The organism is Rahnella sp. PAMC25617, assembly GCF_050606005.1.
In the GTDB taxonomy this organism is placed as follows: domain Bacteria; phylum Pseudomonadota; class Gammaproteobacteria; order Enterobacterales; family Enterobacteriaceae; genus Rahnella; species Rahnella variigena.
Genome location: NZ_JBOCUM010000009.1, coordinates 177,349 through 197,844 on the forward strand (window position 1 = coordinate 177,349; position 20,496 = coordinate 197,844).

Consider the following 20,496-nt stretch of genomic DNA (forward strand, 5'->3'; position numbering starts at 1 on the left):
AAATCACCCTGACGATGTTAGTCTGCGGCCAGCTCAAGGAAATCTACAATCGGCGAAAAATAACGCTCAAAGCCGACAAATGCATGATTTCCTTCGGGTTCGACCGTCTGGCGACAGGTGGTGTAATACGTCACAGCCTGACGGTAATCGAGAATTTCATCGCCCGTTTGCTGCAGCAACCAGAGTAAATCCGGTGACTCCAGCGGTTCGACCTGCATCACTTTCAGATCGTAAACGTGGCGTGACTCTAACACATATTGTTGTCCGGTGTAGGGGTTCTCGTTTTGCCCGAGGAAGTCGATCAGCAGCTCATACGGCTTCACCGCAGGGTTCACCACCACCGCAGGCACGGCAAAACATTGCGACAACCAGGTCGCGTAATACCCGCCCAGCGACGAGCCGACAATCCCCAGTTTTTTACCCGCATTGCTGATCACCAGACTCTCAAGTTGTTCGGCCGCATCGGCCGGATAAGGCGGTAACTGCGGGACAACCATATCAATATGGGGATGATTGACCGCCAGCCAGTTTTTCAACGCCGTCGCTTTCGCCGAGTTGGGAGAACTGTTGAATCCGTGCAGGTAAAGTAAGGTGTTCATTCGTAGCCGTCCGACTCCGTGTCAGGATGAAACTCGCTGGTTTCCAGACGGAAGACTTCAGTCTCCACGCGGCCATCCGGATACAAATCGAGATAGCGCCAGCCCGGCGCAACAGTATCAATCGTGAAATTCGTGCAATGCGGTTTGAACTGTACGCAGGTTGACGGCGTCGCGTAAAGACGACGGCCATACCAGTCGAGATCCAGCTCCTGATGAATATGTCCGCACAAAAGCGTATTCACTTTCGGGTAATTCACCAGCGTGTTCGCCAGCATATGCGCATTGCGCAGGCTGTGCTGATCCAGCCACGTACAGCCGGAAGGCAGCGGATGATGATGGAGCATCAGCAATGTAAAACGATCCGGATAAGCATCCAGGCAGCGCACCAGCCATTCCAGCTGATATTCGCTCAGCTCGCCGTGAGGCACGCCGAAGACCTGTGTATCGAGCAGGACAATCTGCCAGTGTTCACCGAGGAGAACATGCTTGGAAGGGCTAATACCCGCATCCTGCAAGGCATTGACCATCGCCGGCTGGAAATCATGGTTGCCGGGCAGCCAGACGCAAGGCGCCGTCAGTTCACAGATGCCGCGCGCAAACTGATGGTAGGCTTCCACGGACTGATCCTGCGCCAGGTCACCGGTTGCCGCGATAATATCGACGTCGCGCTGCTGGGCTTTGATAGCGTCCAGCACTGCGCGATAGCTGTTAAACGTATTCACGCCTAACAACGTTTCATCTTCACCGGCAAAGAGATGGGTATCAGTAATTTGTAGAATCCTGACTTTGGCCCCATTCACCAAAGGCAGTGTAAACAGGCTTTCCAAATCGTTTCCTTTGTTGTTGAAGTCTGTCTAACAAACCGGAATTGCCATCGCTCCATGCGCAAGGCAATAACGCAGCCAGTCCGCCAGGAACTGGTTAATTTGATGCTTTTCATCACGCTGATGCAACTTTTTATTCGGGTAATCATAGCGTGCTTTGAAACGAAAGATCTGCTGACTTGCACACACTTCAGCCACCATCGCATCGTGATACAGGCGAACAGTGAGCGAAGGCAGACTCCAGTAACTGACAGCCGGCGCCGTCTGTTTGATTTCCACCAGCGAGGTATAACGCGTTGATTCGAGGATCGTCAGGCAATACGTCGCGCTACTCACCTGATATGTCACGGTTTCACCAGGCTCATCGGTGCGTGGCATTAAACGGCGCAATTGTGCAAAATTGGTTTCGCACAATCTCATCATTTCAGGGAAATCAGGGGTATAGCGCTTAATCATTAGTTGGCCCACTCTTTTCTCAGGGATTCATGGTGCAGCTGCAGCCATTGCAGGGCAATCACTGACGCTGCATTGTCTATCGCTCCTTCTTCCACCCAGCGGTAAGCCTGTTCGCGGCTGACCACATGTACCCGGATGTCTTCATTCTCTGCTTCCAGACCGTGAATTCCTTCTGCCGTCGTGGCATCGACTTCACCGACCATAATGGAAAGACGCTCGCTGGTTCCGCCCGGACTTGCCAGGTAATTCAGAGCCGGTTTGCAACGCTTCACCACAATGTTCGCTTCCTCGAGTGCTTCGCGGCGGGCGACATCTTCGACTGTCTCGCCCTCTTCAATGATACCGGCGACCATCTCCAGAAGCCAAGGGGTATCACTTGAATCCAGTGCGGGGATACGGATCTGCTCAATCAGCACCACTTCATCCCGTTGCGGATCATAAGGTAATAGTACGGCGGCATGTCCGCGCTCGAAAACTTCGCGCACAACTTCCCCGCTCATTTCCCCATTAAACAGCCGATGGCGAAACCGATATGCAATAATAGAAAAAAAACCTTTATATCGCGTCTCACGTGCAATAATTTCTACATCATCTTTACCGAAAGTAACCGGTGACCGTTTAAATGAAGACATGGAATGTTTCCTTAATGCCTCTTAAAGGTAATTTATCGCCCTTTGAGGTCAATTTGATGAAAATGCGTTAATAATAATCAAGGTTGTTTGTGATAGATTTAGGCTCATTCAGTCGGGAAGGCACGTTAAGCCAACCGCCCCGCTAGCCTGACTCTGCTAGAATCCGCGTCTATTGATAATTTGACTGCGCCACCATACATAACAACATTGCTGCACAACAAGGAATGCAAATGAAGAAACTGCTCCCCCTTCTCATCGGACTCAGCCTGGGCGGCTTCAGTACGATAAGCCAGGCCGAAAACCTGATGCAGGTCTATCAGCAAGCCAGGACAAGTAACCCGGACCTGCGCAAATCTGCTGCTGACCGGGATGCTGCATTCGAAAAAATCAACGAAAGCCGCAGTCCTTTATTACCGCAACTCGGATTGGGTGCGGATTATGGATATACCAATGGCTACCGTGATGCCAATGGCGTTAACAGCGATGTTGGCAGCGCCAGCCTGCAATTAACGCAGACCATTTTTGATATGTCAAAATGGCGCGCCCTGACTTTGCAGGAAAAAACTGCCGGTATTCAGGATGTGTCATATCAGACTGATCAGCAATCATTGATCCTGAATTCCGCAACGGCTTATTTCAACGTTTTGAGTGCGATCGATTCACTCTCTTATACCGAAGCGCAGAAACAGGCAATTTACCGTCAGTTGGATCAAACCACTCAGCGTTTTAACGTGGGTCTGGTTGCGATTACCGATGTGCAGAATGCCCGTTCACAATACGACACCGTATTGGCTAACGAAGTGACTGCCCGTAATAACCTGGATAACGCACTGGAATCCCTGCGTCAGGTGACCGGTATGTATTATCCGCAACTGTCTTCCCTGAATGTCGACAACTTCAACACTACGCGTCCGCAACCGGTCGCGACGCTGTTGAAAGAAGCAGAAAGCCGCAACCTGAGCTTGCTGTCTGCGCGTCTGTCACAGGATCTGGCACGTGAGCAAATCCGTTATGCGGAAACCGGCCACATGCCAACGGTGGATCTGACTGCCTCTACCGGCATCAGCAACACCAAGTATCACGGCGACAAAACCGGTGGTTCTTCAAGCTACCAGGATGCCGATGCGGGCCAGAACAAAATTGGTCTGAGCTTCTCCCTGCCACTGTACAGCGGCGGTTCTGTGACCTCACAGGTCAAACAAGCTCAGTACAACTTCGTTGGCGCCAGCGAACAGCTGGAAAGCGCGCACCGCAGCGTTGTTCAGACCGTTCGTTCTTCCTTCAACAACATCTCTGCCTCAATCAGCAGCATCAACGCGTATAAACAAGCCGTTGTTTCTGCTCAGAGTTCTTTAGATGCGATGGAAGCCGGTTATCAGGTGGGTACACGTACCATCGTTGATGTGCTGGATGCGACCACCACGTTGTATAACGCCAAACAACAGCTTTCCAGCGCACGTTACACGTACCTGATCAACCAGCTGAACATCAAGTCAGCGCTGGGTACACTGAACGAAAGCGACCTGCTGGCACTGAACGGTGCTCTGGGTAAACCGGTTCCGACAGCGCCTGATCAGGTTGCGCCGGAAACGCCAGACCAGGATGCAGCGGCAGACGGTTACGGTAACAAAACTGCAGCAGCACCTGCACCACGCGCTCAGCAAGCCAGTGCAACGACCTCTGCTAACACCACCAGGAAAAGCGGCAATCCTTTCCAGAACTGATCCTGAAAAGTCCCTCCGCATTTTCCCTAAGGCAGCCTGAAAAGGCTGCTTTTTTTTGCCTGTATCACGCCGCTCTGTAAAGTCTCGTAACAATTGCCTGTCGCTGCTTTAACATTAACCAACTTTCCCCTATTCTTAGGCCCTACTGGGAAAGGGCGAAAAAGCCCTACACATGGGATAAGAACGATGAAACGGACACAACAAGTCAACTTAGCTACCTTCCGTAAATCATGGCGTAGCTCTCGAATCACTCCTGTCGCTCTGGCAGTCAGTGCGGTCTTTATGCTGGCCGGCTGCGAGAAAACCGACGAAACAGTTTCTCTGTATCAGAATGCGGACGACTGCTCGAAAGCCAATCCGTCTGGCAGCGCGCAATGTGTCGCCGCTTACGATGCCGCTAAACAGGAAGCCGCAAAAACCGCGCCAAAATATGCCAGCCGTGAAGACTGTATCGCTGAGTTTGGCGAAGGCCAGTGTACTCAGGCTCCGGCGCAGGCGGGCGTGGCCACGGCTGAAAACCAGAGCAGCGGCGGCAGCATGTGGATGCCACTGATGGCGGGCTACATGATGGGACGCATGATGGGCGGCGGCGGCTACGCGCAACAGCCTCTGTTCAGTTCAAAAAATCCGGCCAGCCCGGCGAACGGCAAATTCGTCGATGCGACCGGTAAAAACTACGGTCCTGCCACTGCGGGCGGACGTACCATGAACGTACCGAAAACAGCGATGGCACCAAAACCTGCCGTCACCAACACCATCACCCGTGGCGGTTTCGGCGACAGCGTAGCCAAACAAACCTCGATGCAGCGCAGCTCTACCGCAGCGACACGCAGCCCTGGCCGCAGCATGGGTGGCTAAGAGAATCAGATGAAACGTTTAGCCATTAATGAGCGTCCGGACTGGCGCGAAAAAGCCACGGAGTTTGGCTTCAACTTTCACACCATGTATGGCGAGCCGTACTGGTGTGAAGATGCGTATTACCAGTTCACACTGGCGCAGATTGAAGAGATCGAAGACGCCACCGCCGACATTCACCAGATGTGCCTGAAAGTGGTTGAGCGCGTGGTGAACGACGACAAACTGATGGCGAAATTCCAGATCCCAAAGCACGTCTGGGACTTTGTCCGCAGTTCATGGCGCACGCAACAACCTTCGCTGTATTCACGTCTGGATCTGGCCTACGACGGTGTCAATCCGCCTAAACTGCTGGAAAATAACGCCGACACGCCGACATCTTTGTACGAAGCGGCCTTCTTCCAGTGGCTGTGGCTGGAAGATCAAATCGCGGCTGGCAACCTGACTCAGGATGCTGACCAGTACAACAGTTTGCAGGAAAAGCTGATCGAGCGTTTTGCTGAGCTGAAAAATCAGCACGGTTTTTCGCTGCTGCACATCGCCTGCTGCCAGGACACTGAAGAAGATCGCGGTACGGTGCAATATTTGCAGGACTGCGCGCTGGAAGCTGAACTGGCCAGTGAATTCCTGTTCATCGAGGAAATCGGTCTGGGCGAACGCGGACAATTCACTGACACGCAGGATCAGGTGATTTCTAACCTGTTCAAGCTATATCCGTGGGAATTCATGTTCCGCGAAGTGTTTGCCACCAAACTGGAAGACGCGGGTGTCCGCTGGCTGGAACCGGCCTGGAAAGCGATTCTGTCGAATAAAGCCCTGCTTCCGTTGCTGTGGGAAATGTTCCCGGATCACCCGAATCTGTTACCGGCTTATTTCGCCGAAGACCCGCATCCGGAGCTGGATCACTACGTTGTGAAACCGCTGTTTTCACGCGAAGGCGCTAACATCAAAGTGATCGAAAAAGGTCAGGAAGTGGCGAGCGTTGAAGGCCCATATGGCGCTGAAGGCATGATTGTGCAGCAGTTCCATCCGTTGCCGGTGTTTGAAGGCAGTTACACGCTGATCGGCAGCTGGCTGGTCAACGATCAGCCTTGTGGGATCGGCATCCGTGAAGATAAAGCGCTGATCACGCAGGATCTGTCACGTTTTTATCCGCATACCATTGTCGGATAAAAAAACTAAAAAAGGATAATGAGATTTTTCATTATCCTTTTTATTTACCGGATTACCCAACCTGAACGGAAAGCATAGAAAGCGATCCCATCACGATCCCGTCCGTTGGCTGTGTGATCGGTTCTGCACCATCCCATGCACCTAAAACATACAGCAATGGCAGATAGTGATCCGGAGACGGATTCGATAACGCGCCGCCCTCATGTTCCATAAACTTCACCAGAGGGTGATCTTTAGCCTCGCCCTTCCAGCTCAGGTTATCTTTCACATATTTCTCAAACGCAATCGCCCACGGATACGGCTCGCCGTTACCATCCCATTTCACCATGCGCAAGTTGTGCACCACGTTTCCGCTGGCGACAATCATCACCCCTTCGTCACGCAGAACAGCCAGTTTCTTGCCTAACTCATAGTGATATTCCGGCGGTTGCGTTCCGTCGATACTCAGCTGAATAACCGGAATATCGGCATCCGGATACATCTTGATCAGCACGCCCCAGGTCCCGTGGTCAAAACCCCACTCGCTGGTGTCGGCCATCACATTCACCGGGCTGAGCAATTCCTGAACCCGTTTCGCCAGAGCCGGTGAACCCGGTGCCGGATAACGTTTATCAAACAACGCCTGCGGGAACCCGCCAAAGTCATGAATAGTGCGCGGATTCTCCATCGCCGTTACCGCCGTGCCGCGGGTGAACCAGTGAGCAGAAACTGCCAGAATCGCTTTTGGCCGTGGTAATGATTCGCCCAGCGCATGCCAGGCACGGGTATAAGTGTTATCTTCCAGCACGTTCATCGGGCTGCCGTGGCCTAAGAAAAGTGCGGGCATACGTTGAGTTGTCATCATAAATTCCTTACCGCAAATAAAAGTGAGCGGGCTGTTAAGCAGCCTCCGCAAGATGTGATTACGGTACTCTTTTTGATTGCGGGTTACAGCCGGATAACCGTGAAGGAGATGTTCAATAAATTTGATGAGACAAATCAAAAGAAGATGATGAAAAATTGCGCTAAAGACAAATTGCAGGATTCAAAAGCAAAAGGCCGCATAAGCGGCCTTTTTGTTACGCACGATCGGTGTTGATTCAGCTTGCCTGACGGGTCTGCGCCTGACGATAAGCCACCAGATCGGCGATGGTCACGACCGGCATATTATGCTGACGGGCAAAGACAATCACTTCAGGCGCGTGCGCCATGGTGCCATCGTCATTGGTCAGTTCACACAACACGCCGAAAGGCTTCAGGCCTGCCAGTGTCGCCAGATCGATAGACGCTTCGGTGTGACCGCCACGGGTCAGCACGCCACCAGCCTGCGCGCGCAGCGGGAAGATATGCCCCGGGCGGTTAAGGTCAGAAGGTTTTGCGCCGTCTTTGATTGCCGCACGGATAGTGGTGATGCGGTCAGCCGCAGAAACACCGGTAGTCACGCCTTCAACCGCTTCGATAGTCACGGTAAACGGCGTCTGGAACGGGCTGGAGTTGTTCTCAACCATCATTGGCAAATCCAGCTTTTTACGGCTGTCTTCATTCATGGTGAGGCACACAATTCCGCTGCCGTGACGAATGGTCAGCGCCATTTGCTCAACGGTCATGTTTTCAGCGGCAAAAATTAAATCGCCTTCGTTTTCACGATCTTCGTCATCCAGTACTAACACACCAACGCCGTTACGCATGGCGTCAAGAGCACGCTCAACACGTTCAGTTGATGTACCGAATTCGGAAAGTAGGGTCTGATTCATGGTAAAAATAACCTCATGTTCTGTATGTGGATTACCAGAATCAGGGCGTCTTGAGGAGGCTAGCTGAAGCAGCCGTATGGCGTGCTACAGTTATAAAAAATAACGCAGCGGGCAATACTGTGCCCGGCTTGAATCGTTACTCTCTCCCATCCGGACTTTAACCGTCGGCCCCGGAATTACACCGGATCTGCTGACCTCTAACCCCGAAGGATTGAGCGCTCGCGGGCTTCCACATGGAAGGGATTATGGTCCTTCCGATATTCCGTGGTTTACCGCCGGTGGGGACTTTCACCCCGCCCTGAGAATAAGCAAAACAACTATAGCGCCAATAAATGTACAGGGCAATCCTGCGGATTGGCCAATTAGTGCCCCTGAAGGTTTATAGAAACGGCGTCAGCGATTACACTAAGGAAAAGCACCTCCTTCGAGAAAAGGAATAATCATGATTGACCCGAAAAAAATTGAACAAATTGCCCGCCAGGTTCACGAATCTATGCCTAAAGGGATCCGTGAGTTTGGTGAAGATGCCGAAAAGAAAATCCGCCAGGTATTACAGGCGCAGTTCAGCCGTATGGATTTAGTCAATCGCGAAGAGTTTGACGTGCAGACGCAAGTTTTACTGCGCACCCGCGAAAAGCTGGCCGTACTGGAACAACGTCTCGCAGCGCTGGAAGGCAAACAAGCTGAAGCGGAAAAACCGCAAGATCCGGCCTGATTTGCACGAGTTACGCGGATTGCTGAAGTAGAAACAGAAAAGGCCTGCTAAGCAGGCCTTTTTGCTGTGTACGTACGGCTTATTGTGTATTGAGTACCGTTTTAGCGCGGGGCAATAACAGCGAAAGCGCAGCAAATACCACCACGGCATACAATGCTTTCCAGCCGACCATCGCCAGTAATCCGCAGCACAACACGGCACCCAGCATCGCCATCCATTTTGAACGCCCTTTCAAAAGTCGCGTCCCCGCCAGCATACAGAGCAGGTATATCAGGATGAAAATCCCGTTCGCATAAGTGATCAGCGCGCCCAATGGCAGATGCAGCCAGTAAATCAGCAGGGTAAACAGCATACAACTGCCGACCACCAGATTGAGCGCCGCGACCGGCACCTGCTGAGAAGAAAGCTGCGCCAGCTTACTTTGCGGCTTGAGCTGAGCCTGCGACCACACCAGCCGGGCAAAGCTTTGGGTATAAATATTCACGCTGGCAAAACACGCCAGATAGCCAATGATGCAGGCCACCCACAGCGCTTTTTGCCCGAACAGTTGCACGACGATGCCGGGGAGAGAAGCCCCCGCTTCCCGCCCTTCTCCCCAGGCATGGAATTTCAGCACAGCGACCGTACAACCCCAGTACACGGCGCCCGCCACCAGCATGCCAATCAGCAGCGCACGCGGAAAATCCCGTTCCGGATTGCGGAACTCTGTCGCCAGATGGGCAAACGCTTCAAGCCCGACAAAGCACCAGAACATTACTGCCAGTGCATCGAACAGGTTTGCGGGTGAAACGTCACGTATCGCAGGCAATGGGATTTCAGGCAGGGAAATTCCCCCTTTCCACCAGATAGCAATCACCAGCGCGATGACCAGCAAAGCGATCAGCGTCTGGATATTGGCGCTCGAACCGGCACTGCGTGTACCGAGAAACCAGATAACCAGCAACGTACCGAGCTGAACCAGCAGAAGATTTTCGCTGCTCCAGCCGAATGCCGCCTGCCAGAATCCGGCCGCGATATGCAGCGCGGCGGGTAAGCCGACCGGGATCACGGACAGGAATAACCAGCCGGTGACTCGCGCCATGTGGGGGCCAAAAGCTTTGCCGACAAAATGCGCCGCCCCGCCTGCGCTGGGGAAATGGCGTCCGAGTGCGGCAAAACCGATGGCAATAGGAAACACCAGCAGGATAAGCACCGGCCACGCCCACAGGCTGTCATTTTGCGCCAGTTGCGCCGCCAGCGCGGGCACCGCGAAAACACCCGTTCCCAGCAGCGACGTAGATAACAGCCCGACGCCCTGTGCCAGGCTTAACTCCTGTTTTAATCCGCTCACAACGTTAATCCGCCCACAGCAAAGTCACTTCCGTTTAGTGTTATTGACGACATCATCAAAAAGAAAAAGGGCTTATCAGATAAGCCCTTTCATGCAAATAAACGATGTGGAAATCAGTCCTGAGCTTTAATCTGATTGATGATTTTGGTAGTGGACAAACCATCTTCAAAATTCAGCACACGCACTTCACCGCCATTCGCCCAGACTTCCTGACAACCGGCGATTTGCTCAGGCTTATAGTCACCGCCTTTCACCAGCAGATCAGGCAAGATCCCGGCGATCAAACGCTGCGGCGTGTCTTCATCAAAAGAAACCACCCAGTCGACCGCACCCAGCGCGCCCAGCACGATCATGCGGTTTTGCAGCGCATTCACCGGACGGGTTTCGCCTTTCAGACGCTTGGTCGAGGCATCGCTGTTAACGGCAACAATCAGACGGTCGCCGAGTTTGCGGGCATTCGCTAAATAGGAGACATGTCCCGCGTGGAGGATGTCAAAGATGCCATTGGTCATTACGACTTTTTCGCCGCGCTGACGGGCCATCGCCACAGCCGCTTTCAGTTGCTCTTCATTCATCACGCCAAAGCCGACGTCTGAACGCCCGCCGATAGCATTTTCCAGCTCAACCGGAGAAACCGTAGACGTACCCAGTTTACCGACCACCACACCGGCGGCGGCATTGGCCAGGAAGCAGGACTCTTCCAGCGTATTCCCGGCGGCAAGCGCCGCGGCAAGCGTACCGATCACCGTGTCACCGGCACCGGTCACGTCATACACTTCCTGCGCCTGCGTTGGCATATGGAAAGGCGCTTTGCCTGGCTGCAACAGCGTCATACCGTGTTCAGAACGGGTCACCAGCAACGCAGAAAGCTCGAAATCAGCAATCAGTTGCATACCGCGCGTGACGATTTCATCTTCGTTTTTGCAACGGCCGACAACGGCTTCGAATTCGGACAGATTTGGCGTCAGCAATGTCGCACCGCGATAACGTTCGAAATCAGAACCTTTGGGATCCACCAGCACCGGCACACCGGCTTTTCTCGCCAGCTGGATCATTTTCTGCACTTCCGTCAGCGCGCCTTTGGCGTAGTCAGACAGCACCAGCGCGCCACTTTGCGGCAAGGCTTGTTCGATTTTGGTCAGCATCGGCTGGAGATCCACGCCTTCAAAACCTTCTTCAAAGTCGAGGCGGATCAGCTGCTGGTTACGGGACAAAATACGCAATTTGGTGATGGTCGGATGCGAGGGCAACGCCACGAAATCGCAATTTACTTTCACTTCCGCCAGACGTTCGCTTAGCGCACGTGCCGCGTCATCCACGCCGGTCAGGCCGATCAGACGCGAAGAAGCACCGAGAGACGAAATGTTCATCGCCACGTTTGCCGCGCCGCCTGGACGTTCCTCGATAGTATTCACCTTCACGACCGGTACCGGCGCTTCCGGAGAAATACGGTTGGTCGGGCCATACCAGTAGCGGTCTAACATTACGTCACCGACCACCAGCACACCGGCACGGTGGAAATCAGGCAAAGTCACTTTCATCCCAAGACTCCAAAACAGATAAATCAAATCGGGTAAACACAATGCGCCGGATAATATCACAAGCGCCTGTTACCCGAATAAAAACCCTCAGCCCAGCCACTTCGCCCAGCTGGCGCGGATTTGTGCGCGTTCTGCCGCAAAGCTGTCTGCGGCCACTTTTCCGCTATGTTCCTGTAAAGCGAGGTGATGAATTTCGTCGCGCAGCGTGACATAAGCCTGCGTCAGATTTCGTGCCTCGTCTTCCGGCATGATGTCGTGTTGCGCCATCAGCTCAAAAATCCTCACATTATCGGACCAGCGGGTCAGCTTTGGCTCGTCATGAGCAAAGCGTAAGACCAGATATTGTGCAATGAATTCAATATCGGTGATGCCACCCGGATCGGCTTTCAGATCAAACTGGTCAGCCTTTTTACTGCCCAGGTGCGCATACATTTTCTCGCGCATCTCGCGCACTTCTTTGCGCAACCCGTCGTCATCACGCTGGCGACATAAAATATCGCGGCGCGTGGCGTTAAATTGCTGCGTCAGTTGCGGATCGCCGTAAACCACGCGAGCGCGCACCAGCGCCTGATGTTCCCACGTCCAGGCTTCATTGGCCTGATAATCGGCAAACGCTTCGATGGTACTGACCAGCATACCGGACGCGCCGGAAGGCCGCAGACGCGCATCAACTTCATAAAGAATGCCCGACGATGTGCGCGTGCTGAATAAATGCATAATGCGTTGCGCCAGCCGCAGATAAAACTGACGGCCGTCGATGACGCGCTCGCCGTCGGTCATGACTTCCGGCGCGCAATCGAGCAGGAAGACCAGATCCAGATCGGAACTGTAACCCAGCTCCCAGCCGCCGAGTTTGCCGTAACCAATGACGGCAAAACCACGGCCTTCACGGTGCTGAAGATGCGTCGGCTGACCGTATTTCGCGACCATCTGTTCCCACGCCTGCTGCACCACCACGTCGAGGATAGCTTCGGCAAGATAGGTTAAATGGTCGCTGACTTTCATCACCGGCAGCGCCCCGGAAATATCTCCGGCGGCGATACGCAGATGCTGCGCCTGCTTGAACTGCCGCACGGCTTCAAGTTGCTGCTCTTCATCTTCTGTCGGCACACGCATCAGATACTGACGCAGTTCATCGCGATAGGCGGTCAGTTCAATCGGCTGATACAACGTACGCGGATCGAGCAGTTCATCGAGCAATAAAGGATGGCGGGCCAGCTGCGTCGCGACCATCGGTGACGCGGCACACAGGCGGATTAACTGTTTGAGCGCACCGGGATATTCCACCAGCAGCTCGATATAAGTGGTCCGCGTGACAATATTGAGCAGCAGTTGCATCAGGCGCTGAAGTGTCACATCGGCATTTTTATAGGTACACACCTGCGCCAGCAGACGCGGCATCAGTAAATCGAGTTGCTCACGTCCGCGCGGTCCGATGGTGCGCTTATCGACATCACGACGAAACTCGGCAATCTGCTGCAAAACATGACGCTGCGCGTTTTCATCGAGCAGTGGAACCAGAGGCGCCAGTTCGGCAGGTTCCAGCAAATCAATCCACAAACTGCTGAATTGCGCCTGTTGCTGATCGTCTTCAGAGTCAGGCGTGTCATCGCCAATCAAATCATTAAACACCGCACGCACGGCCTGCATGTGAGCATTCACTGCATCCAGAAGTTGTGGCCAGTCGGCATAATCCATGCCCCAGGCCAGACGCGCCTGATTCAGTTCATCGGAAGGCAAAGTCTGCGTCTGTTCGTCCGCTATAGCCTGCAACAGGTTTTCCAGGCGACGCAGGAACAGATAACTGCTGCGCAGTTGCAACACCTGCTCGACCGGCAGGATGCTCAGATTTTCCAGCGCCTGCAACGTCGGCAGCAATGCACGCTGCTGCAATGCCGGTTCACGCCCGCCGCGGATAAGCTGGAAGACCTGCACGATAAATTCAATTTCGCGGATGCCGCCTGCGCCGAGTTTAATGTTGTCTTTCAACCCCCGGCGGCGGACTTCACGGGCGATCATCCCTTTCATATTACGTAATGACTGGATCACGCTGAAATCGATGTAACGGCGGAACACAAAAGGCATCAACATTTTGCGCAGTTCCTGACTGCTGATATCTTCCGCGCCGCCCATCAGCCGCGCCTTCACCATCGCGTAACGTTCCCAGTCGCGCCCCTGTTCCTGATAATAATCTTCCAGCGCCGGGAAACTCATCACCAGCGGACCGCTGTCACCAAACGGACGCAGACGCATATCGACACGGTAAACAAAACCGTCGATGGTCGGCTGATCCAGCGCTTTGATCAGCCGCTGTCCAAGGCGGGTAAAGAACTGGGCATTATCCAGTTCGCGTCGCCCGCCGCGGGTCTGACCGTTTTCCGGGTAGGCAAAAATCAGGTCGATATCCGAAGAGAAATTCAGCTCCCCGCCGCCGAGTTTACCCATCCCGAGGATCAGCATTCTTTGCGGTTCGCCAGCAGCATTGACCGGCGTACCAAACTCCCGGCAACAGGCATCGTAAAGCCAGTCGCGGGCACTGACGATCAGCAGTTCAGCCAGTTCACTCAGCTGATGAAGCGTGTCTTTTGCTTCGCTGGTTTGTGCCGATTGCGACCAGGCGATACGGGTGAGAATACGGCGACGGAACAAACGCAGCGCTTTCATTAGCCCGTTTTCATCCGTCACACCGGTCAGTGCTTCTTCAAGCCACGGGCGATAAAGCTGCCATTCCTGGGACTGAGGCGGGGTTTCATTGATTTCATGCCACCACTGGCCAAACGCCAGCAAACTGTCCGCGACGAATTCACTGCTGGTTAATACGGCCAGCTGTTGATCATCGGGAAGCGGGAGGTTTTCAGGATGTTCACGCCAGCGCTCAAGCAGACTCTGAGCATGACTTTGCAAAACAGAAGAGAGTGGCAACATGAAATCAGATTCCTTGCAAAAAAAAGCCCGGGCTATTGGCCCAGGCTTATCAGTCAATTAACGAGGTTGTCCGTTTAACCAGAATGCATCCATCATTACCGCATGAGAACGGGCGGAATCCTCCCAGGCGTGTTGCTGCTGCACGATGGCCTGTTGCAGATCGGCCCAGCCCGCAATGTACGCGGCAACGTCTTTTTCAGGATAAGCACCGCCCAGCAAATGGAAGGTGATAATCTGACGTTTCAGACGCGCCAGCTGGTCGCGGTAGCCTTCTTCGGTCAGCGGCTGTGCAAACGCCTCTTTCAGATCAGCAGCGGTACGACCCAGCATGATGTCGGCGAAGCGTTTGAAAGAACCTTCCAGTTTTTTCGCCGATTTGTCATCAATGAAAGGCGTCCAGCCTGAGGTTGCCAGCCAGGAAGTAAGCACTAACTTGCATTTCAGGTAGCTGGCGCTGTAACAAATTTCCTGTGCATCGGCAGATTTCTGTTCCAGCACCGGCACCAGATCGGTCAGCAGAGTACGCAGTTCAGACGAGGCTTTACGCGGCACCAGCCCGCCAAACAACACCAGCACCTGACGCACAGTTTCCACGGCCTGTAACACGGTCAGACGCGCAGTTTTATCGCCACGCACCCACAGCTCTTCATGATATTGCCAGTGATCCAATGCCAGCTCGAACATAGCGGACATTGCCTGTTCCACGGTCGCTTTCGGCTGGGCTTTAAAAACCGGCAACGGTTTGATTTCACGCGCCGGATTGCCTTTCGCCAGATGATAACCCCGAGCGGCTTTGCTGAATCCGCCCTGACGTAAACCGCCATGCGCGCCAATCTCAGTGGCCAGAGCCAGCAGATCGGCGGTGTTGCCTTTTTTCAATTCCAGCTCAATTTCTGCCAGTGCTTCAGAAAGCTCACCGGCCACCACTTCACCCTGATCCAGACCCAGCTCAATCTCGCTTTCGCCGTAAGTGATCACCCACTTCTCACGGGTGAAATCCGTACGGAACAGCGGTGCCAGTTCTTTTTGCAGCGCGGCAGGTTTGCAGCCTTCCGGCCAGATATCTTTCGGGAACGCGCTGAGTTTCAGCACCGGTTTTTTCAGCTCGACATTGTATTCAGGGCGCTGATGCAGGCCGCCCACCACTTTCCCGCCGGTTTTAATGGTCATTTCGTACTGATCGTCGAAACCACGGATACGCAGGCCAATATCGTGCGAACGTAAATAGTTTTCCGCAGTCTCAAAATAGATGTTGGTCAGTTTCGAAGGCGCGGTGTGCTCGCTGTTAAATCCAGCGAGTTGCGAAGGTAATTCGGCGATTGCTGCCGGGGTGGCGATAAATTTTAATTCTATTTCTACGGTCATAGGAGTCTTCACACCGATTCTTTGCTGCCAAAAGGGATAAACGCGTCGCTGCAATTCTATCATAAGCACAGCGCGCAAGCCGCATGTTGCGGGATTGTAAGATAGTTCTCATTCCGGTTTATACATTGCGTCGTCACACTGTTGCCCTTACTATCGGTCACCCAACTTTTGGTCTATGAACCCAACTTTTGGACTCTGAATTAGTGCAATGGCCAACAGAGGCGGTTGCCAGAAGACGTATCCTGATTAAACGGATGCACACTTCACGTTCCCTAAATTCACAAAGAAACGATGAAATAATGCAGAAATTACGCCTAATTGGTTTCGCTTTGCTTGGTTTAAGCATCACATGGGGCGCTCACGCTGATGAGAAGCGCTATATCTCCGACGATTTGATCACCTATATCCACAGCGGTCCGGGCAATCAGTATCGCATCGTTGGCACCCTGAATGCCGGTGAAGAAGTCACCCTGCGCAGCGTTAACGACAGTACTAAATATGGTGAGATTGTTGATTCAAAAGGCAAAACGGCCTGGATCCCACTGGATCAGTTAAGCAATGTGCCGAGCCTGCGTACCCGCGTTCCGGATCTGGAACAACAGGTGAAAACGCTGACTGACAAACTGACCAACATTGATTCCAGCTGGAACCAGCGCACGGCGGAAATGCAGAGCAAGGTGTCTTCCAGCGATGGCATTATCAATGGCCTGAAGAAAGAAAATCAGGATTTGAAAAATCAGCTGATCGTGGCGAAGAAGAAAGTTGACGCGGTCAATGTCCAGCTCGACGACAAACAAAGAACCATTATTCTGCAATGGTTTATGTACGGCGGCGGTGTCGCGGGTGTCGGTCTGGTTCTGGGTCTGCTGTTGCCACATCTGATCCCACGTCGCAGGAAGAAAGATCGCTGGATGAGCTAAAAGCTCAACATCCTGATTAACTCCATAAGGCACTTCGGTGCCTTTTCGTGTTTCCATCAATCAGGAAATCTTCAGCCCAACTTTGCTATGATGAACAAAGAGTCCCTTTGGCCTATTTCAGGAGTTATCGCGTGGAGATTTACCTGGTCGGCGGCGCAGTCCGAGACAGCTTATTAAACCTGCCTGTGTCTGAACACGATTGGGTAGTGGTCGGCGCAACGCCTGAATACATGCTGGAAAACGGCTATCAGCAGGTCGGGAAAGATTTCCCGGTCTTCCTGCATCCCCGCACCCGTGATGAATATGCCCTGGCCCGCACAGAGCGAAAATCAGGTTCCGGTTATAACGGTTTCACCTGTTATGCCGCGCCGGACGTCACGCTGGAACAGGATCTGATGCGACGTGATCTGACCATCAATGCGATCGCCAAAAGCAAAGATGGCGAACTTGTCGACCCCTATCACGGACAGCGCGATATCGAACAGCGCCTGTTACGTCACGTTTCGGATGCCTTCGGTGAAGATCCGCTGCGTGTGTTGCGTGTCGCCCGTTTTGCCGCGCGATTTGCTCATTTAGGTTTCACCGTCGCTCCGGAAACGCAGACGCTGATGCAGCAGATGGCGGAAAGCGGTGAACTGGAAGCGCTGACACCAGAACGTGTGTGGAAAGAAACCGAAAAAGCCTTGCAGACGCAGGATCCCCAGGTCTATTTCCAGGTGCTGCGTGACTGTGGCGCGCTCAAAGTGCTGTTCCCGGAAATCGATGCGCTGTTTGGCGTTCCGGCACCAGAAAAATGGCATCCGGAAATTGATACCGGTATTCATACGCTGATGACGCTGAAAATCGCCAGCACGCTGACGCCGGAAGTAGATGTGCGTTTCTCTGCGCTTTGCCATGATTTGGGCAAGGCGCTTACCCCGCCGCAATTCTGGCCAGCGCATCACGGCCACGGTCCGGCAGGTGTGAAACTGGTGGAAAATATTTGCCAGCGCCTGAAAGTCCCGACGCATATCCGAGATTTAGCCAAACTGGTGGCGGAGTTCCACGACCTGATCCATACCGTGAACAAGCTGCGTCCGGAAACCCTGTTAAAACTGTTCGACACCATCGACGTGTGGCGTAAACCACAGCGGCTTGAGCAGATGATTATGACCAGTGAAGCCGACGCCCGCGGGCGTACCACCTTTGAAAACAACCCTTATCCTCAAGGTGATTATCTCCGTGAGGCTTTCAAAGTGGCGAACAGCATTACCAATAAAGAAGTGCTGGATGCAGGTTTTCAGGGAATTGAAATCCGCGATGAGCTGAAAAAGCGTCGAACACAAGCTCTGGCAGACTGGAAACAAACGCAGGAAGCGGCGATTTAAACCGCATCAACGATTAAAAAAAGCCCCGTGCGTTTTGCGCCGGGGCTTTTTTTCTCGCCATTATTTCTTGTCGCCAATAAACCGAAAATCAGGCGATAAAGACGAAGTACACCGCGATCGCTACAAAGAAGCGATAGATGGCGAACGGAATAAACGAAATACGTTTAATCACCGCCAGGAAGGTTTTGATAGCAATCAGGGCAACGATAAATGCGCTGATAAAACCGGTAGCGAACATCGGTAAATCAGCCAGCGTCAGGAAGCTGTAGCTCTTATACAGATCCAGCGCTGTCGCGCCCATCATCATCGGCACCGCCAGCAGGAAAGAGAACTCTGATGCCGCAAAACGGCTGATGCCCATTAACATCCCGCCGCTGATGGTCGCACCCGAACGGGAGAATCCCGGCCAGAGCGCCAGACACTGGAAAACACCAATCATAAATGCCTGCAGGTAAGTGATGTCATCCACCCCTTCTGCACGCGGTTTTTTCGGTTTCAGCAGTTCGGCTGCAATCAGCAAAACACCACCGACGACCAGTGCAATCATCACAAATTTCGGCTCAAACAAGGACTTAATCTGCGAGTGCAGCAGCAAGCCCAGGATCGTTGCCGGGATCATCCCTAAAATAATATGCAATAAATTCAGACGGCGGTTACCCGTGCCTTCATGAACAGGCGGCTTGCCAAAGTGCAGGCCAATCATGCCAAACAAACGACGCCAGAACATCACTACCACAGCCAGAATGGACCCTAACTGGATAACCACTTCAAATGATTTCGAGGTATCACCGGTAAAGCCCAGAAGATTTCCCGCGATGATCAGATGGCCGGTAGATGAAACCGGTAAAAACTCAGTCAACCCTTCAACAACACCCAAAATTGCTGCTACAAGCAAAGAATGACTTTCAACGATCATTATCGCACCCTACCCTATAAAATATCCGCAGATGGGAAAACATGCTCAAAGTACAGACAATAAAAAAAGCGGCATCACGCTGAGCCGCTTCATTAAAGGAAGCCCGGTAGTCCGGACTTTCCTTTTAACGCTTCTATATGACATTAAATAGACAAGCATTTTTTAAATTGTATCCGTAACCGGACTAAATTCGTTTTCCGCGCTCAATAATCACGCCGACATTGGCCGCATGAGCCACCGCGCCGGGTTTACTGAGCTTAATCCGCACCCATGGCGTGTTAAAACGGGTCAGCAGCAATGTCGCCACTTCTTCGGCCACACGCTCTACCAGCGCAAAATTTTGCGATGCCACATGTTCAATCACCGCATCACTGACGTCCGCATAGCTTAAACAGTCATTCACATCGTCGCTGGCAGCGGATTTTCGGTTATCCCAGGCCATTTCGATATCGAACACTAGTTTCTGTTTAATCGTCTGTTCCCAGTCGTAAGCGCCAATCGTGGTGATTACATTTAGTTGCTCAATAAATACGATATCCATCACGTGATTCTCTGTTTTTGGCCCAGCCGGATACCACTTCCAGCAGAAAATGCGTATTATCCATGGATGTTGCGATTAAAACGACCCTTATTAGACGGAACTGCTTTATGAGTGCTACCGCGCTTGGAATGATTATTTTCGCCTACCTCTGCGGCTCGATTTCCAGTGCGATTCTGGTCTGCCGGGTAGCCCGGTTGCCTGATCCGCGCACAGCGGGCTCTGGCAATCCCGGTGCCACAAATGTCTTGCGGCTGGGTGGCCGGCTGGCCGCGGCGTCTGTTCTCATCTTCGATGTTCTGAAAGGTATGTTGCCTGTCTGGCTGGCCTATCGCCTGAATATTCCGCCAATGTACCTTGGGCTGACCGCTATCGCAGCCTGTCTGGGTCACATCTATCCGGTATTTTTCCGCTTCAAAGGCGGTAAAGGCGTGGCAACTGCTTTCGGTGCCATTGCGCCTATCGGCTGGGACTTAACCGGGCTGATGATGGGGACATGGTTGCTGACCGTGCTGCTAAGCGGATACTCTTCGTTGGGCGCGATTGTCAGTGCGCTGATCGCACCTTTTTACGTCTGGTGGTTCAAACCAGAATTTACCTTCCCGGTCGCCATGCTTTCCTGTCTGATACTGTTGCGTCATCACGATAACATCCAGCGTCTTTGGCGGGGCCAGGAAGGAAAAATCTGGGATAAGCTGAAGAAGAAACGCAAAGCGGCGCAAGAAGATAAGACCGAATAACCGGTACATTCCAGACATAAAAAAACGACCTCATGCGGGTCGTTTTTTTATTGTTTTTCTCAGCCTCAGCCTCAGCCAGCCTGGCTGAGCGCGAGCGAGACAAGGCGCCAGGAAACCTGAAAGCGCAGCATACTCAAGTATGT

19 protein-coding genes and 1 riboswitch are annotated in these 20,496 nt (G+C 53.0%); of the genes, 7 read left to right on the plus strand and 12 right to left on the minus strand.

Translation table 11 applies throughout. From position 1 onward, the window contains the following. Positions 1-17: 17 nt before the first annotated feature. The 4 genes from yqiA to nudF are packed head-to-tail and all read right to left on the minus strand — an operon-like array spanning position 18 to position 2,511. Complete coding sequence (gene yqiA / locus ACM615_RS13385) at positions 18-599, minus strand: esterase YqiA (protein ID WP_132965787.1); 582 nt, start codon at positions 597-599, stop codon at positions 18-20. Next, on the minus strand, positions 596-1,426 hold the full coding sequence (gene cpdA, locus ACM615_RS13390; RefSeq protein WP_113877379.1) for a 3',5'-cyclic-AMP phosphodiesterase: 831 nt from the start codon (positions 1,424-1,426) through the stop codon (positions 596-598). The genes yqiA and cpdA overlap by 4 nt, the downstream gene beginning before the upstream one ends. A gap of 27 nt (positions 1,427-1,453) precedes the next feature. Then, positions 1,454-1,879: a DUF1249 family protein gene (locus ACM615_RS13395; RefSeq protein WP_095923552.1), complete on the minus strand. Its 426-nt coding sequence runs from the start codon at positions 1,877-1,879 to the stop codon at positions 1,454-1,456. Beyond that, positions 1,879-2,511 carry an ADP-ribose diphosphatase gene (nudF, locus tag ACM615_RS13400; protein ID WP_112286713.1) on the minus strand — a complete coding sequence of 211 codons (633 nt, stop codon included), beginning with the start codon at positions 2,509-2,511 and terminating at the stop codon, positions 1,879-1,881. The genes ACM615_RS13395 and nudF overlap by 1 nt, the downstream gene beginning before the upstream one ends. A 224-nt stretch (positions 2,512-2,735) precedes the next feature. Here nudF and tolC point away from each other — a divergent pair, with 224 nt between their 5' ends. The 3 genes from tolC to ACM615_RS13415 all read left to right on the plus strand — a co-directional run bounded on the left by tolC (position 2,736) and on the right by ACM615_RS13415 (position 6,263). Continuing rightward, positions 2,736-4,235 (plus strand): outer membrane channel protein TolC, encoded by a 1,500-nt coding sequence (gene tolC / locus ACM615_RS13405; RefSeq protein WP_276320306.1) that lies wholly within the window; start codon positions 2,736-2,738, stop codon positions 4,233-4,235. A gap of 186 nt (positions 4,236-4,421) precedes the next feature. Further along, positions 4,422-5,093 (plus strand): DUF1190 family protein, encoded by a 672-nt coding sequence (locus ACM615_RS13410; RefSeq protein ID WP_112286715.1) that lies wholly within the window; start codon positions 4,422-4,424, stop codon positions 5,091-5,093. A gap of 9 nt (positions 5,094-5,102) precedes the next feature. Further along, entirely contained in the window at positions 5,103-6,263 is a 1,161-nt protein-coding gene (locus tag ACM615_RS13415; RefSeq protein WP_112286716.1) for a glutathionylspermidine synthase family protein, read from the plus strand. Between the two features lie 52 nt (positions 6,264-6,315). Here ACM615_RS13415 and ygiD read toward each other — a convergent pair whose 3' ends face one another. After that, positions 6,316-7,104: a 4,5-DOPA dioxygenase extradiol gene (ygiD, locus tag ACM615_RS13420; protein ID WP_431012073.1), complete on the minus strand. Its 789-nt coding sequence runs from the start codon at positions 7,102-7,104 to the stop codon at positions 6,316-6,318. Positions 7,105-7,342: 238 nt separating this feature from the next. Beyond that, positions 7,343-7,996, minus strand: coding sequence for a 3,4-dihydroxy-2-butanone-4-phosphate synthase (gene ribB / locus ACM615_RS13425; RefSeq protein ID WP_113877376.1), 654 nt, complete (start codon positions 7,994-7,996; stop codon positions 7,343-7,345). A gap of 134 nt (positions 7,997-8,130) precedes the next feature. Beyond that, a riboswitch (FMN riboswitch) is annotated at positions 8,131-8,306 on the minus strand. A gap of 132 nt (positions 8,307-8,438) precedes the next feature. Between ribB and ubiK the strand changes: the two genes are divergently transcribed. After that, on the plus strand, positions 8,439-8,711 hold the full coding sequence (ubiK, locus tag ACM615_RS13430; protein ID WP_112286719.1) for a ubiquinone biosynthesis accessory factor UbiK: 273 nt from the start codon (positions 8,439-8,441) through the stop codon (positions 8,709-8,711). A 79-nt stretch (positions 8,712-8,790) separates the two neighbouring features. Here the strand turns inward: ubiK and yjeH are convergent, their stop codons facing one another. The 4 genes from yjeH to ACM615_RS13450 form a co-directional block, all read right to left on the minus strand. Further along, positions 8,791-10,041 (minus strand): L-methionine/branched-chain amino acid transporter, encoded by a 1,251-nt coding sequence (gene yjeH, locus ACM615_RS13435; RefSeq protein WP_113877375.1) that lies wholly within the window; start codon positions 10,039-10,041, stop codon positions 8,791-8,793. Between the two features lie 113 nt (positions 10,042-10,154). Then, positions 10,155-11,582: a bifunctional D-glycero-beta-D-manno-heptose-7-phosphate kinase/D-glycero-beta-D-manno-heptose 1-phosphate adenylyltransferase HldE gene (gene hldE, locus ACM615_RS13440; RefSeq protein WP_112286721.1), complete on the minus strand. Its 1,428-nt coding sequence runs from the start codon at positions 11,580-11,582 to the stop codon at positions 10,155-10,157. An 87-nt stretch (positions 11,583-11,669) separates the two neighbouring features. Continuing rightward, the gene (gene glnE, locus ACM615_RS13445) at positions 11,670-14,507 is read right to left on the minus strand and encodes a bifunctional [glutamate--ammonia ligase]-adenylyl-L-tyrosine phosphorylase/[glutamate--ammonia-ligase] adenylyltransferase (protein ID WP_431012023.1); all 2,838 of its coding nucleotides are present in this window, start codon (positions 14,505-14,507) and stop codon (positions 11,670-11,672) included. 57 nt (positions 14,508-14,564) lie between these two features. After that, on the minus strand, positions 14,565-15,872 hold the full coding sequence (locus ACM615_RS13450) for an inorganic triphosphatase (RefSeq protein WP_129639276.1): 1,308 nt from the start codon (positions 15,870-15,872) through the stop codon (positions 14,565-14,567). A 299-nt stretch (positions 15,873-16,171) separates the two neighbouring features. Between ACM615_RS13450 and ACM615_RS13455 the strand changes: the two genes are divergently transcribed. Then, positions 16,172-16,792: a TIGR04211 family SH3 domain-containing protein gene (locus ACM615_RS13455; RefSeq protein WP_112286724.1), complete on the plus strand. Its 621-nt coding sequence runs from the start codon at positions 16,172-16,174 to the stop codon at positions 16,790-16,792. A gap of 131 nt (positions 16,793-16,923) precedes the next feature. Beyond that, positions 16,924-18,159 carry a multifunctional CCA addition/repair protein gene (locus ACM615_RS13460; RefSeq protein ID WP_129639278.1) on the plus strand — a complete coding sequence of 412 codons (1,236 nt, stop codon included), beginning with the start codon at positions 16,924-16,926 and terminating at the stop codon, positions 18,157-18,159. Between the two features lie 88 nt (positions 18,160-18,247). Here the strand turns inward: ACM615_RS13460 and bacA are convergent, their stop codons facing one another. After that, positions 18,248-19,072, minus strand: coding sequence for an undecaprenyl-diphosphate phosphatase (gene bacA, locus ACM615_RS13465; protein ID WP_112286837.1), 825 nt, complete (start codon positions 19,070-19,072; stop codon positions 18,248-18,250). Positions 19,073-19,259: 187 nt separating this feature from the next. Next, positions 19,260-19,616: a bifunctional dihydroneopterin aldolase/7,8-dihydroneopterin epimerase gene (gene folB, locus ACM615_RS13470; protein ID WP_431012024.1), complete on the minus strand. Its 357-nt coding sequence runs from the start codon at positions 19,614-19,616 to the stop codon at positions 19,260-19,262. Positions 19,617-19,723: 107 nt separating this feature from the next. On the opposite strand from folB, the gene plsY reads away from it, so the two are divergent. Further along, a complete protein-coding gene (gene plsY / locus ACM615_RS13475; RefSeq protein WP_431012025.1) occupies positions 19,724-20,353 on the plus strand; it encodes a glycerol-3-phosphate 1-O-acyltransferase PlsY in 630 nt (209 codons plus the stop codon). The last annotated feature ends 143 nt before the right edge of the window (positions 20,354-20,496 follow it).

Coding starts and splice junctions, on each gene's coding strand:
- yqiA (WP_132965787.1), bottom strand. CDS start 599: ATGAACACCTTACTTTACCTGCACGGATTCAACAGTTCTCCCAACTCG.
- ACM615_RS13395 (WP_095923552.1), bottom strand. CDS start 1,879: ATGATTAAGCGCTATACCCCTGATTTCCCTGAAATGATGAGATTGTGC.
- nudF (WP_112286713.1), bottom strand. CDS start 2,511: ATGTCTTCATTTAAACGGTCACCGGTTACTTTCGGTAAAGATGATGTA.
- tolC (WP_276320306.1), top strand. CDS start 2,736: ATGCAAATGAAGAAACTGCTCCCCCTTCTCATCGGACTCAGCCTGGGC.
- ACM615_RS13410 (WP_112286715.1), top strand. CDS start 4,422: ATGAAACGGACACAACAAGTCAACTTAGCTACCTTCCGTAAATCATGG.
- ACM615_RS13415 (WP_112286716.1), top strand. CDS start 5,103: ATGAAACGTTTAGCCATTAATGAGCGTCCGGACTGGCGCGAAAAAGCC.
- ygiD (WP_431012073.1), bottom strand. CDS start 7,104: ATGACAACTCAACGTATGCCCGCACTTTTCTTAGGCCACGGCAGCCCG.
- ribB (WP_113877376.1), bottom strand. CDS start 7,996: ATGAATCAGACCCTACTTTCCGAATTCGGTACATCAACTGAACGTGTT.
- ubiK (WP_112286719.1), top strand. CDS start 8,439: ATGATTGACCCGAAAAAAATTGAACAAATTGCCCGCCAGGTTCACGAA.
- hldE (WP_112286721.1), bottom strand. CDS start 11,582: ATGAAAGTGACTTTGCCTGATTTCCACCGTGCCGGTGTGCTGGTGGTC.
- glnE (WP_431012023.1), bottom strand. CDS start 14,507: ATGTTGCCACTCTCTTCTGTTTTGCAAAGTCATGCTCAGAGTCTGCTT.
- ACM615_RS13450 (WP_129639276.1), bottom strand. CDS start 15,872: ATGACCGTAGAAATAGAATTAAAATTTATCGCCACCCCGGCAGCAATC.
- ACM615_RS13455 (WP_112286724.1), top strand. CDS start 16,172: ATGCAGAAATTACGCCTAATTGGTTTCGCTTTGCTTGGTTTAAGCATC.
- folB (WP_431012024.1), bottom strand. CDS start 19,616: ATGGATATCGTATTTATTGAGCAACTAAATGTAATCACCACGATTGGC.
- plsY (WP_431012025.1), top strand. CDS start 19,724: ATGAGTGCTACCGCGCTTGGAATGATTATTTTCGCCTACCTCTGCGGC.